Origin of the sequence: Gracilibacillus pellucidus (assembly GCF_033949965.1) — a bacterium.
GTDB lineage: Bacteria > Bacillota > Bacilli > Bacillales > Amphibacillaceae > Gracilibacillus > Gracilibacillus pellucidus.
In genome coordinates, this window is record NZ_JAWZSR010000004.1 from 276,557 (window position 1) to 290,584 (window position 14,028).

13 protein-coding genes are annotated in these 14,028 nt (G+C 35.0%); 10 read left to right on the forward strand and 3 right to left on the reverse strand.

The genetic code is table 11. The features are described from left to right. Positions 1–106 precede the first annotated feature (106 nt). The 8 genes from SH601_RS09275 (at position 107) to SH601_RS09310 (ending at position 8,511) form a co-directional block, all read left to right on the forward strand. A complete protein-coding gene (locus SH601_RS09275) occupies positions 107–1,258 on the forward strand; it encodes an exonuclease SbcCD subunit D (RefSeq protein ID WP_319958008.1) in 1,152 nt (383 codons plus the stop codon). 1 nt (position 1,259) lies between these two features. After that, positions 1,260–4,364, forward strand: coding sequence for an AAA family ATPase (locus tag SH601_RS09280; protein WP_319958009.1), 3,105 nt, complete (start codon positions 1,260–1,262; stop codon positions 4,362–4,364). A gap of 194 nt (positions 4,365–4,558) precedes the next feature. Further along, positions 4,559–5,029, forward strand: a complete 471-nt coding sequence (gene vrrA / locus SH601_RS09285; protein WP_319958010.1) for a VrrA/YqfQ family protein — start codon at positions 4,559–4,561, stop codon at positions 5,027–5,029. 130 nt (positions 5,030–5,159) lie between these two features. Continuing rightward, positions 5,160–6,119 (forward strand): peptide-methionine (S)-S-oxide reductase MsrA, encoded by a 960-nt coding sequence (msrA, locus tag SH601_RS09290; RefSeq protein WP_319958011.1) that lies wholly within the window; start codon positions 5,160–5,162, stop codon positions 6,117–6,119. A gap of 42 nt (positions 6,120–6,161) precedes the next feature. After that, positions 6,162–7,205, forward strand: coding sequence for an AbrB family transcriptional regulator (locus SH601_RS09295; protein ID WP_319958012.1), 1,044 nt, complete (start codon positions 6,162–6,164; stop codon positions 7,203–7,205). Positions 7,206–7,285: 80 nt separating this feature from the next. Beyond that, positions 7,286–7,489 carry a DUF6501 family protein gene (locus SH601_RS09300; protein WP_319958013.1) on the forward strand — a complete coding sequence of 68 codons (204 nt, stop codon included), beginning with the start codon at positions 7,286–7,288 and terminating at the stop codon, positions 7,487–7,489. Between the two features lie 95 nt (positions 7,490–7,584). Next, on the forward strand, positions 7,585–8,154 hold the full coding sequence (locus SH601_RS09305) for a histidine phosphatase family protein (RefSeq protein ID WP_319958014.1): 570 nt from the start codon (positions 7,585–7,587) through the stop codon (positions 8,152–8,154). A gap of 117 nt (positions 8,155–8,271) precedes the next feature. Continuing rightward, positions 8,272–8,511, forward strand: a complete 240-nt coding sequence (locus tag SH601_RS09310) for a ferredoxin family protein (protein ID WP_319958015.1) — start codon at positions 8,272–8,274, stop codon at positions 8,509–8,511. A 220-nt stretch (positions 8,512–8,731) separates the two neighbouring features. Here SH601_RS09310 and SH601_RS09315 read toward each other — a convergent pair whose 3' ends face one another. Then, positions 8,732–9,007: an acylphosphatase gene (locus SH601_RS09315; protein WP_319958016.1), complete on the reverse strand. Its 276-nt coding sequence runs from the start codon at positions 9,005–9,007 to the stop codon at positions 8,732–8,734. 67 nt (positions 9,008–9,074) lie between these two features. On the opposite strand from SH601_RS09315, the gene SH601_RS09320 reads away from it, so the two are divergent. Together SH601_RS09320 and SH601_RS09325 are read left to right on the forward strand one after the other, a co-directional pair. After that, positions 9,075–10,046 (forward strand): P1 family peptidase, encoded by a 972-nt coding sequence (locus tag SH601_RS09320; protein ID WP_319958017.1) that lies wholly within the window; start codon positions 9,075–9,077, stop codon positions 10,044–10,046. A gap of 65 nt (positions 10,047–10,111) precedes the next feature. Further along, positions 10,112–11,605 carry an FAD-dependent oxidoreductase gene (locus SH601_RS09325; RefSeq protein WP_319958018.1) on the forward strand — a complete coding sequence of 498 codons (1,494 nt, stop codon included), beginning with the start codon at positions 10,112–10,114 and terminating at the stop codon, positions 11,603–11,605. A gap of 245 nt (positions 11,606–11,850) precedes the next feature. Here SH601_RS09325 and SH601_RS09330 read toward each other — a convergent pair whose 3' ends face one another. Next, positions 11,851–12,735 (reverse strand): serine hydrolase domain-containing protein, encoded by an 885-nt coding sequence (locus SH601_RS09330; protein WP_319958019.1) that lies wholly within the window; start codon positions 12,733–12,735, stop codon positions 11,851–11,853. Positions 12,736–12,753: 18 nt separating this feature from the next. After that, positions 12,754–13,683: a GNAT family N-acetyltransferase gene (locus tag SH601_RS09335; RefSeq protein WP_319958020.1), complete on the reverse strand. Its 930-nt coding sequence runs from the start codon at positions 13,681–13,683 to the stop codon at positions 12,754–12,756. Positions 13,684–14,028: the final 345 nt, after the last annotated feature.

Below are 14,028 nucleotides of genomic sequence, written 5' to 3' on the forward strand. Positions count from 1 at the left end.
ATCACCTCATCATGATTATACACGAATATACGTTCTGTTTCAATAGACTTCGATCGTTTGTTCGTGTATAATGAATATAAGGAAAATAGAAAGGGTGGAGATTAACATGAAAATATTACATACAGCAGATTGGCATTTAGGCAAGATTGTTCATGGGTTACACATGACGGAAGATCAACGAGTGATATTAGACCATTTGATTGACAAGATTAAAGAGGAGCAACCAGATGTTATTATTATAGCGGGTGATTTGTATGACAGAGCGGTACCACCTAGAGAAGCCGTAGAGGTGCTGAATTCCTTTTTCACAACTGTTTCAGTAGAGATGAATATTCCTATTGTCGCGATTTCTGGTAATCATGATAGTGCAGATAGACTAGGATTTGGAGCGAGCTTATTTCGATCAAGACAACTGTACTTAGCAACAACAATAGAAGAAGTGTTTGAGCCTATTCATTTTAATGATGGAGATGCAGATGTATACTTCCATCTAGTACCTTATATGGAACCTGAAGAAGTGAGCAATTACTTTGGTGACACGGAAATAAAAACTCATCAAGATGCTATGGATCGTATCGTGAAAGAAATCGAAGTTAATATGGATAAAAGCGCCAAACATATATTAGTTGGACATGCTTTTATTGCGGGTGGAATGGAATCTGAATCGGAAGAAAGACTGACAATGATCGGCGGTACTCCATATATTGATGCATCCTTGTTCGAATCATTTGATTATGTTGCCTTAGGACACCTACATCAACCTCAGAAAATAACTAGCGACTACATTAGATATAGTGGCTCCATTATGAAATACTCCTTTTCAGAAGCAAATCATAAGAAATCTGTTACCATCCTAGACATAACAGAAAGTGATAAAACTATCCGAACTATTCCTTTACAAGCGGCACGTGATTTACGAATTATTGAAGGATATTTCACTGATTTATTAGAAGGAAAAATAGCAGAACCAACAGATGACTATCTACAAATCAGCTTATTAGATGATGGACAAATTATGGATCCTGTAACAAAGCTTCGTAAATTATTTCCGAATATCCTAAGATTAGAACGGAAACATCATTTTGTTCACCAATCATTAAAGGAAATTAACGCTGTTAAAGAAAAACAAGAAATGACACACGAGCAATTGTTCGCTTCTTTCTATCAACAAATAAAAGGAACAGAATTACCAAAAGAACGAGAAAAATATGTAAAGGATGTTATTCAAAAAGTACTGAAAGAAGAGAGGGAAAAATAAGATGCGAGCTTTAAAACTTGAATTAACTGCATTTGGACCATATCGAGAAAAACAGCTAATCGATTTTACGAAATTAGGAAGTGAGCCGATCTTTCTAGTGACAGGCCCTACAGGTGCTGGAAAAACAACGATATTTGATGCGATTTGTTATAGCCTATATGGCAGAGCAAGTGGTAATGATCGAGATCAGGACGGTTTTCGAAGTCATTTTGCTAATGCCTCTGAACAAACCACTGTTTCGTTTACATTTACACTTCATCATAAAGAATACCAAGTAGTTCGTAGTCCAAAACAGCAAAAACCAAAAGCTCGTGGAGAGGGGTATACAGAAGAAGCAGCAAGTGCTAGTTTTTATCTGATCAAGGATGAGGGTAAGAAAGAACTGATCGTATCTAAAATTAAAGAAGTGAATGAAACAATAGAAGAAATGATTGGTTTAGACTATGAACAATTTAAAAAGATGATTATGATACCTCAAGGTGAATTTCGAAAGTTAATCTCAGAAAACAGTAAAGAACGGGAAGAAGTTTTACAAAAAATCTTTCGCACCTACTTCTATAAAAATATGACCGATAAATTAAAAGAAGAAGCGAAAGTATTAGAAGAAGACATAAATAAAGTGAAGTGGCGATATGAAGAAGAATTGAATAAACTTCCTGAAGGATCGTTTGATAGAGAAGCAGAAACAAAAATAAAAGAGCAGTTAGATGATCGTTATGTAGCATTAGAAGCAGAAAAAGAGAAAGAGAAACAAGCATTAGAGCAAGTTAACATTGAACTAACCAAACTACAAGAACAATATTATGAACAAAAGAAATTATGTGAGCAATTTGAGGAATACGAACAATTAACAAGTAAACAGATAGAGCTGGATAAAAAAGAACAAGAAATCGGACAAATACAAACCCAACTTGAACTTAGTAAAACAGCTGAAAAAATAAAACCAATCGAACAATTAATGCAAACAAGAAAGCAAGAATGGGAAACGGAAAAATCCAAACTAGATAAGTTGCGTATTGCTCAAGAGCAAAAAGAGGCGGATTATCAAAGAGTACGTGCACAATACGAAGAAGAAGCACAGAAAGAAGCGGAGCGGAATGCATTACAGTTAAAATGGAAAGAACAGCAACAATTACTAGAGAAAATCGATGAATATGAAACAGTTACCAAACAGCGTAATCAACTTCATGCCAAACTAAAGGAAAAAGAAAATGAAGAAGCTACATTATTGAAAAGTATTAATCAGGCTGAAGAACAGAAAGAAGCTTATTACAAACTGAAGGATAAAATCTATGAATCAACTACCCTTTTACAGCAAAAACAAGTAGAACAAGATAAATTACAACGAAACGCAAAAGATATGAAGGATTTAAACGGGGCATTCAATGAACTCCTTGTATTGAGGAAGGATTATCAACAATATAAAAGCGTAGTAAAAAAATTAGAAAGAAAAGTAAAAGAACAACAAAACAAGTGTGAGCAATTAGAGAAGGAAAGAAAAAGACATTATGCCAGTCAATTAGCAGGCTCGTTAATGGATGGCGATCCATGTCCTGTTTGTGGATCCGTTCACCATCCAAATCCAAATACGACGGAAGACGGCCTCGTGTCAGATGATAAGATCGAAAAAGAGACAAATATATTAACAGCCTTACAAGACGAAAGCAAAGAGATGCAAATGAAACTTTTGCAGATTAAAGAGCAAGGCGAAGGCAAAAAACAAATCGTTACCCATTTAGCTCATTCGTTAGCTATAAACGAACAGCAATTAACCCGTAAGGACTTGCAGCAACAAGAAATGAATTTGAAAGAAGAAAGAGAACGAAACGAGCAATCGGTTCATACGTATCATAAAGAGCTTCAAGTTCTGAAAGAGCAGTCAAAACAAATAGAACAAACGCTTAAAGCCTATGAAAGCTTAAAAGAACAATTAAAACAAGTGCAAGAAGTATATCAAAACGTAAAAGAACAGTATCATCAATTACAAGCTAAACACGAACAACTAGCAGGACAGTTACCTGAGGATGCAGAAACTCCAGAATTATTTAAACAAAAACTCGCACAGTTAGAAACACAATTAAACCATATATTAGAACAGTGGAAACAGCTACAAACAAGTTATGAGAAAACCATGGCAGAAAGAAATAGAGCTGTTACAATCTATCAAGAGGCTAAACAATTTACCGAACAATTGCAGCAAAAATATGCCGAACAAGAAGCAGAAATGAAACAAGCATTAGACAATTATCAATTTGCTTCATTATCGGATTATAAAAACGCGTTATTACCACTTGATAGACAACGAGAATTAGAAAGTGTTTTAACACATCATGCAGAGGAGAAACATGTTGTACAAAATCGTTTAAGTCAATTAAAAGAATGGATAGAAGGAAAAGAAAAGCCAGACTTAACAACATTACAACAAACAATCGATGATGTGGAAAAACAAAAAGAAGAAAAAAATAAAATTATTCAAGCTATTACATTCCAAATTGAACAGCTTGTGACGACAATACGCAAAACAAATGAGTTAGAAGAACAAATGAATAAAATTAATGATGATTATTACCATATCGGAGAATTGGCTAATTTAGCAAGAGGGGATAATACTGCGAGATTATCTTTTGAGCGGTTTGTCTTATCTACATTTTTAGATGAAATACTTTTGCAAGCTAATATACGTCTCGGCCAAATGTCTGATCATAGATATCAATTAATTCGAAGTGAGGAATTGGCAAAACGAGGAGCACAGAGTGGATTAGATCTCGAAGTATTAGATCATTACACAGGAAAGAAACGATCTGTAAAAACATTATCTGGTGGTGAAGGATTTAAAGCGGCTTTAAGCCTTGCATTAGGTATGTCTGATATTGTTCAAGCACATGCCGGAGGTGTACAGCTAGATACATTATTTATCGATGAAGGGTTCGGTACGCTAGATGATGTATCGTTAGAGCAAGCTATAAAATGTTTGAAGGACTTACAACAAGATCATCGCATTATCGGTGTAATTTCCCACGTAGCTCAATTAAAAGACGAGATAAAAGCCAAGTTAGTTGTAGAATCTTCACCGAATGGTTCTACTGCAAAATTCAAGATCGGATAAAATAACAGAAAACTAAACAAAATATAACAAGCAAACGAAAAACATACTGTCAAAACGTGCGCTTGCCCAGGAAATAATACGGTTGATTCCGTGTTATTTCCTAACTATATCTAAGCAATACGATTCTGCCTATACGATTCAGGTCAAACGAACATATAGTATCTTAGTATGTATTTAAAAAGGAGAGTGCCTATATGTTTGGTCAGCCAAGTCGCCCACCGATGCTTCCGCCACAAACTCCCACACAAGGGAACTTTTTTACGCAAGGACCTATGCCAAATCAAATGCCAAATCAAACTGGATTAAGAGGTATTATACAACGTTTTTTGCCATCGCAGTCTGCAACAGCACCTTTATCACAAGCAAGTAATGCAGCAACAACTGGTGGAGTTAACCTAACTAGCACGTTAAACAATGTCCAACAAGTGTTAAAAGTTGCACAACAAGCTACACCTTTAATAAAAGAATACGGTCCAATGATTAAGAATGCACCAAAATTAATAAGTATGGTGAAAGCACTAAATGAAATTAATGAGGAAGATGAAGAGGAAGAGGAAATAGAACAAGAAGTATCCAGTGAGATGCAATTAAGTGAAGAAGACTCGATTGAATCCATTTCTAGTGAAGAACGGCCGAGTCAATCTATGCCCAAATTGTTTATTTAAATGTAATGATTAGTGAGAGTTACGCTTGCTTGTTGCGTATCTGCTTACTCTATTAGAAAACAGACCACTTGCATTTTTTCCATACTAAGAGCAAAATAAAAGTAATCAAGTTTAGTAAGGAGGCTTATCGATGACAAACCCTATCGAAAAAGCGATATTTGCAGGTGGCTGTTTCTGGTGTATGGTGGAGCCATTTGATGAACAACCAGGTATAGAGAAAATAGTTTCTGGTTATACAGGAGGAGACAAGCCTAATCCAACATATGAGGAAGTATGTACAAATACAACAGGACACCGTGAAGCGGTTGAAATCACTTATAATCCAGATGTTTTTCCTTATAAAAAACTATTAGAGCTTTATTGGCAGCAAATTGATCCAACAGATGCTGGAGGTCAATTCCATGACCGTGGCGAGTCATACAAAACTGCTATTTACTATACAAACGAAGAACAGAAGCACTTAGCGGAGCAATCTAAGCAAGCATTAGCAGATAGCGGAAAATTCAAAGATCCGATTGTAACTGATATACTTCCAGCTAAACCTTTTTATCCTGCTGAAGAAAATCACCAAGACTATTATAAAAAACAAAGCTTTCACTATCGTATGTATAAGAAAGGTTCAGGAAGGGCTGACTTTATTAAAATGAACTGGGGCAAAAAATATCAAAAAGAAGAACTAAGAGAGAAGCTTACACCGATACAATACCATGTGACTCAAGAGAATGGAACAGAGCGACCTTTTGATAATGAGTATTGGAATAATAATAAAGAAGGTATATACGTTGATATTGTTAGTGGAGAACCATTGTTTTCTACCACCGATCAATATGATGCTGGTTGTGGTTGGCCAAGCTTTACTGAACCGTTAAATAGAAACTCTATACAAGAGCAATTAGATACGTCACACGGAATGCGAAGAATTGAGGTAAGAAGTGAAGAGGCAGATTCACACCTAGGTCACGTATTTGATGATGGACCACTTGAGCAAGGTGGTATGAGATACTGTATTAATTCGGCTGCGATGAGATTTATTCCGAAAGATAAATTAAAAGAAGAAGGATTGGAACAATATTTAGTGCTTTTTGAATAATAGCATGTTAAAAAAAAGAGATATAATAGAGGAAGTGCATTTATGATGAAGCAGGCTAGTTATCTTTTATTAATGTACACTACATCCTTATTAATGGTTGGATTCTTTCTATTAGTAAATATTCCGCTACCATGGATATTAGGTCCATTGGTAGCTGTCTTTTTGTTAAACTGGTTTATAAAACAAAGGTTAGAACAAAATAAAACGATTTTACATATTAGTTTTTTCATAACTGGTGCACAAATCGGGACAACCTTTACTTCCAGTACTATAGATAAAGTATTGCCGTACTTTCTTCCCTTTTTGATCATTACTGTACTTCTTATATTCGTTTGTATCAAAAGCGGAGAGTGGCTAGCAAAAGCAGCTAATATGGATAAAGCAACAGGCGTGTTAGGAAGTATACCTGGTGGTTTATCGGTTATGGTACCCATGAGTGACTCATTGAAAGCTAATACTGGTTTAGTTGCTATTTTTCATACGATCAGATTGATGGCTGTTTTATTTGTAGTACCATTGTTAGCTTCTTTATTATTCATACATACAGAAGGACAAGTCACACTAAATGAAAATGTCATTGGTATGAATGGTTGGACGGTTCTGTTATACATCATGTTATTCGGAGTAGCTTATTTATTGAAAAATAGGATCCCAGCTCCATACGTATTAATTCCTATGCTAGTAATAGCAACACTAAAGTTATTATCGATACAAGTAAGTGATGTACCAGTTAGTGTATACCACGCGGCGCAGCTATCGATTGGTATACATCTCGGATTATCGATTACTGTAGCAGATATCAAAAAAGCCGGTAAATATGCGTGGATTTATCTATTATTCACCTGTGTTATCATTTTACTTTCTACTATACTAGGCTTTTTCTTTGCTAAAGTGACAGAGCTTAATTTTGCAACAGCGATGTTAAGCCTTGCACCAGGTGGTTTAGTAGAGATGGCTATTACTGCAGGAGAAGTAGGCGCTGATCCAGCTATAGTAGGATCCTTGCAGTTAATAAGACTGTTATTTATTATGTTAGTTTTGCCAATGCTTATTAGAAAGATATCAGCAAAATTAAATAGACAATAATTTTATTATGTAAACAGTGTGGAATTTGCTTGTATATCTGTCCATATATGTTTATGATAGAAGGGAAGGAGGGAATAGATATGATTCATCATAATTGGGAAAACAATGAAACGACAAAAAGAATAAAATGCGTTCATACGAATGCCAAAAAATATAAGGTAGATTCTGTACTTACAGAAGGAAAAACGTACGAAGTAAAAAATGAAACAGAAGAATTCTATTTCGTTATCGATAATACGAACAGAATTGGCGGATTTAAAAAGGATTACTTCGAAGTTGTTTAATAATGTTTAATATAGCTTACTTTTGGGAAAATATAATTAATAGTCCATCTTAACTATACGATGCTTTTCAAAGATTCTCCATAGGAGCTGATAATATGAAAAGAATTCTTTTAATCCGTCATTGTCATGCTACAGGACAACATCGTGATTCTCCACTATCAAGACAAGGATTACAACAAGCACATGATTTAATTAGCAAAATAGAAGCGCTTAGTTTTCCGATTGATCGCATTATTACAAGTCCGTATTTGCGAGCGCAGGAAACTATTAAGCCATTTGCTATTAGTCATCAAATTGCTGTGGAAGTAGATGAGAGATTAAAGGAACGATTGCTTAGCGAGGAACCAATAGATGACTGGATGGATATTTTAGAGGAGTCTTTTCTGAATTTACACTTTAAATTACCAGGTGGAGAATCATCAAATGAAGCTTATAAACGAGCGGAAGAAGTACTTGATGAGTGTATGGAAGATGAGATGAATGAAAATATTATTATTGTCACACATGGAAACTTGCTTGCCTTAATGCTACAAAAGTTTTATGTGGATTTTGGTTTTCATGAATGGAAATCACTATCTAACCCAGATATGTTTTTAATTAGCCATAACGAGGATGATGAGCGAGTCGAAAGAATTTGGGAAGAAAATCCCCCACATGATATATAATATTGTTTGAAAACTCTATAAAATAAGCTATAATGGTATTTGTGCTCGAATTTTGTGTGTGAAAATATATGTAGTATGCATTACATAAGAATTAAATGTAAAAAGGAGGGGACGATCTTGGCATTTGTAATTACGTCACCATGTGAACAAGAAAAAGCAGGCGAATGCGTAGAAGTTTGCCCTGTAGATTGTATAGAAGAAGGAAAAGATATGTTCTATATCGATCCTGATATTTGTATTGATTGTGGTGCTTGTGAGGCTGTATGTCCAGTTGAAGCTATCTTCATGGAAGATGAAGTACCTGAAGGTGAACATGAGTACATCGCATTAAACCGTAAATTCTTCCAAGAAAACTAAAAGGTACAAAAAACCGCTATCCTGTTATAGCGGTTTTTTTACACATATAAAGTGAGACTTCAATCAGTAGGAGTTTTGGACTCCCACTGATTGTTAGCAAAACTTATCAGATCGTTAGCGTCCGTTTATCCCCCGCTTGGCTTCTTTGTTTTAACTCGAACCATGAAGTGGGGCTTTTACGGACTCATGCACCGTGATAAATTGGAGTAATTAAAAGTTTTTAATAAATAATATCAAATGCTTTATAAAGGTTTGTTGGCTCCTTTTCTGTTACATGTATTTGCTTTACTCTAGCAAAGATAGTTGGGCCTCTTTTGATTTTAGCTAAAAATTGTTCCATTTCGCTATGATCACCCTGCGCTTCTATCTCTACAGTTCCATTATCAAGATTTTTCACCCAACCAGTAATATGATGATCTACTGCGGTACTCAGTGTGAAATAGCGAAAACCAACACCTTGTACGGTTCCTTCAACAATAACTTGAACATGTCTCATTACGATCACCTCTTAGTCAAATCATACCATGCTATACATAGTAAATAAAGTAGAGAGGAAGAAAACAATGAAATCGCTTCATATACAAAACTTACAAGATTATAAAATTGGACATCAACAAAATAAAGATGCACTTACTGGCTGTACAGTTGTCATTGCAGAGGAAGGAGCAGTTACAGGTGTTGATGTTCGAGGTGGTGCGCCAGGTACGAGAGAAACGGATCTATTAGCTTCGGAAAATACGGTATCAAAAGCACACGCTATATTTTTATCAGGAGGAAGTGCCTACGGGTTAGATGTTGGCGGAGGTGTTATGCAATATCTTGAAGAAAAAGGAATTGGTTTTGACACAAAGGCTGCTAAAGTACCGATTGTACCAGGGGCGATTCTCTATGACCTTGGAATCGGCAATAGCGCTATTCGTCCCGACAAAAAGATGGGCTACCAAGCTGCTGCAAATGCTTATCAAACGGTTCCTACATTCGGTAATGTTGGAGCTGGAACTGGCGCATCAGTAGGCAAAGTACTAGGTGAGGCGTTTAGTATGAAATCCGGAATTGGTTATGCCGGTTATCAAATAGGACCTTTACAAGTAGCTGCTATCGTAGCTGTAAATGCGGTAGGGGATATTATCGATCCTACAACAGGAAAGCAAATAGCAGGCGTGTATGATAGAAATAAACAGCAATTATTACATACTTCAGATATATTGCTATCACAATTAGAACAAAAATTCGATGATGATGGTTATGCTGGAAATACGACGATTGGTACGATTATAACGAATGCTAAATTAACTAAAGCACAGGCTAATAAAATTGCTTCTATTGCTCATGACGGGCTAGCTAAAACAACTAGCCCGTCGCATACATTTATGGATGGTGACACACTTTTTGCTATGGCAAGTGGCAAAGTGGAGATAGACCCGAATATAGTGGCAGTACTTGCCACAAGTGTAGTAGCAGAAGCGATTGTAAATGGTGTTAAATCAGCAGAATCTGTTGCTGATTTTCCAGCTTTTCAAGATATGAATAAATAGTTCATAATCCCTTTCATTTTGGTTAAACTAACGATAGTTTATTTCCTAAAGAGAGGGATTTTTAGATGTCTAAATCAATTTGGTTAACTGATGAAATGAAGAGTTTTAGTCCTATACAAGATAATTTAGAGAGTGATGTAGTTATTATTGGAGGAGGTATAACAGGTATATTATCTGCTTACCTGTTATCCAACGAAGGGATGCGAGTAGTATTAGTGGAAAGAGATAGGCTATTTCATCATACTACAGGCCATACGACTGCAAAGCTAACAGCACAACATGCTTTAATATACAATGAGTTAATTGGCCATTTTGGCTTAGAAAATGCTCAGAAGTACTATCAGAGTCAGGTAGAAGCTATTCAATTTGTACGGGAATTAACAAACAAACTGCAAATCTCCTGTCAATTAGAGCAACAAGATGCTATTTTATATACTAATGACGATAAAAACAAACAAAAATTTGAACAGGAAGCTACAGCATATCAACAACTAAATATTAAAGGCGAAATGCAGAACAGTATACCATTTGAAATACCACATAAATGTGGATTGAGCATGGCTCAGCAAGCACAATTTCATCCTGTTGAGTTCTTACGTACAATAGTGGAGAAATTAATAGAAAATAATGTGAAAATATATGAAGAAACAACTGCAGTAGATATTGATTATGGTAATAAGACAATCGTAAGAACTGCTCATAACTTAGATATCTCAGCTGATCATGTTATTGTTGCCACTCAATTTCCGTTTTATGAAGGACAAGCATTTTATAGTACTAGAATGTATCCATCTAGATCGTACGTTCTAGGCATAACAACGAATCAACCGTATCCTGGTGGAATGTATTTAGATATAGATCAACCAAAGCGATCTATTCGTACTGTGCAACACGAAAATGAAACAATCTGGCTAGTTGGTGGTGAAGCACATAAAACAGGGCAATATGATAAGGAAAATACTACACCATATCATGACTTAGAGAATTTCTGCTCGCAATATTTACACGTAAAGGATTGGAAGTATCAATGGTCTGCACAAGATTTTTCTACATTAGACAAAGTGCCGTATATCGGTTCTATAAATAAGCAACATCCCAATGTGTATGTAGCAACAGGATACCGAAAATGGGGAATGACGAATAGTATCGTAGCAGCACATATACTATCAGATTCGATCATGCAGCGTGATAATCCATATAAAGAGTTATTTAAGCCACAACGTTTTCACGCGGATCCAGATATAAAGAAATTTATTAGTTATAATTCGAATGTGACCAAGGAGTTTGTTACAGGTAAATTAAATGTAGATGAAAATAACAAGTTAGAACCGGAAACAGCAACAAAAATGAAAGTCGATGGACAAATTGTTGGCGTTTTTAAAGATAAGGATCATAAAATTCATGCAGTTGATACAACGTGTACACATTTAGGATGTGAATGTAACTGGAATAACGCGGAGAAAACATGGGATTGTCCATGTCATGGTTCACGATTTAATTATGATGGTAAAATTATTGAAGGTCCGGCAACAAAAAATCTAAAGCAAGTAGATATATAAATTTAAATCTCATCTCACTGTCTAGAGTATACTTAATATTTGAGATGGTGAGATTGATTTAATGCTTAACTTCCTATAATATATATTATGTAAACTAATAATAAAAATACACTTTAAGGTCTACTATGTGCAAATGATGTTCAAGGACAAAAAGCTATGTACAAATAAGACAAGAAAGTTTGTACATTCTCTTTTGTATATTAAATAAAACAAAAAAGTGCGTACAAACTTTGATTGATTTCTCATCACCCTTCTAATAGATAGTCCTTAAAATATTGCAAAGGTCTTGTTGCACCATCTTTAAAACTACTTGTAAAAACCGTTACCAATTGATAGTCAGGTGCGACAATAATATACTGTCCTCCATGTCCAACCGCAAAAAAAATCCTGCCTACTTGATTGTCGGATGTTATGTTCCACCAATGATATGCGTATGAATAATCATCATCAGTTTTGACCTTTGGACTTGTTGATTCTTCAATCCAATGATATGATACGACTTGTTTGGATTTCCATACTCCATTTTTTAAATATAGCGTCCCGATTTTTAACATATCGACCGTTTTCATCGTTAATCCGAATCCACCAATTGCTATACCTTGAGCATCACGATTCCACTTATAATCTGTTATTCCTAGAGGTGTAAATAAATGCTTTTTGGCGAAGACCTCTGTATTTATTCCAGTAGTCTTTTGTAAGATTGCACTTAACAATTGTGAAGAACCACAACTGTAGACCATTTTACTTCCAGGAGGATGATCACTGTCCTGCTGCAATACAAAATTAACCCAATTTTTGCTGGGTATCATCCCTCTATTACCTGGCCAGTGTAACCCTGAAGTCATTGTCAGCAGGTGCTTGATTGTGATTTTCTGATGCTCTTTATCTTTATTAAATTCCGGAAAGTAATTAATTATTGGTGTGTTAACATTTTCGATACACCCTTTGTCTATTGCAATTCCGATCAGTGCTGATAAGATGCTTTTTGTGACAGAATATATTTTATGTTGCTTTTCCTTCATCTTTTTATTTCGATAATATTCAAAAATCACAGTACTATTCTTCTGTACAAGGACACTATCAATTTTTTCTTTTTTTATTATTTTTTCAAAATCGGTTAAAAGTTTCATTCGCCTGGGAATGCCCCCTTATATAGTAATCCAATATCTTTTTTCTTCTTTCCTAATTTCAAATCCAATAGATTTATAAAGTTTTAATGCAGATTCATTTTTTGTTTCAACGAGAAGCTGTATGTATTCAAGATTACAGTTTTGTAAATGGTGAATCCCCTCTATTATTAAATGACTTGCAAGACCGCACTTTCTCCAATCAGGCTTAACAAAGACATTTTCTATTGTGCCTATATTCTCATCTGCCTCCTTCCAAGCCATAGTACTGCCAATGATTTCATCATTATAAAAAGCAGTAACGGAAGTCCAGTATGGATTACTCTTATATTCACGCAATTTTTCTATTCCCGTTGGAGTCTCCGACCAAATTTCATTTTCTGCCTGCAAATATTTTATTTCTTCTTCGTAAGTGTTCATGTTCCAATGTTTTATTTTTACATTGGTGAGCTTAAAGTTTGTCGGAGGTAAATCTTTATTTAATTCAATATTCATCCAATAAAGGTTCTCAAAATGTTTAAATCCTTTTGATTCAAAATAAGAATTTTCTTTTACTTCAGTTGCATAATTACCGACACATAATTTGGTAGGAAACTGTGGTGGTAGTTTATTCTTGAGTAATTTAGCTCTTTGCAGTAATCGTTCGTAAAGGATATCCCAAATCTCATTACGATTTTTCCAATCCGGATCAACTTTAATATTTAAATAGATTAAATGGTTGGCAGTTCCTTGATAATCTTCAGAAATCAAATTAATCGCTTGCACTTGTCCTTTTGCAATCATAGATCCTTTATTAAAAATGCAGTGTACATCATCCCAGGTATCTTCTGGCCCCGGCCACCAATAGGTCACATTTTCTTCGTGTTTGATCAATTTTTCATATAATAGTTCTACTGAATCCCAGTCTTCTTCATGATAGCTTTTAACGTAAAAATCCCCATCTACAGCCATTGTATAATCCCCCTTACTTTTTGTTTATATAATATTAGTTGTCAGAATATTTATATATATTATATACCTTATTAAACAAATAAATCTTCCTTTTTAATTTAGGACTAAATGAATGCCATCTATTGTTTCCGAAATGCTAAGGGTGTACATATTTCATCGCCTTCAGAATCAACACTCTTTTTGTATGTTTCATTATAATGGGTAAGATAAAAAATCTTCCATTTTAAGGTTCAAAACACAAAAGTAATTATATTCACAACAAACTAAAGTTATATTTCACACAAAAGGAGCTTGGATATCCAAGCCCCTCTAACTATATTTAACCTCTTATTCAACTAAAGCGAT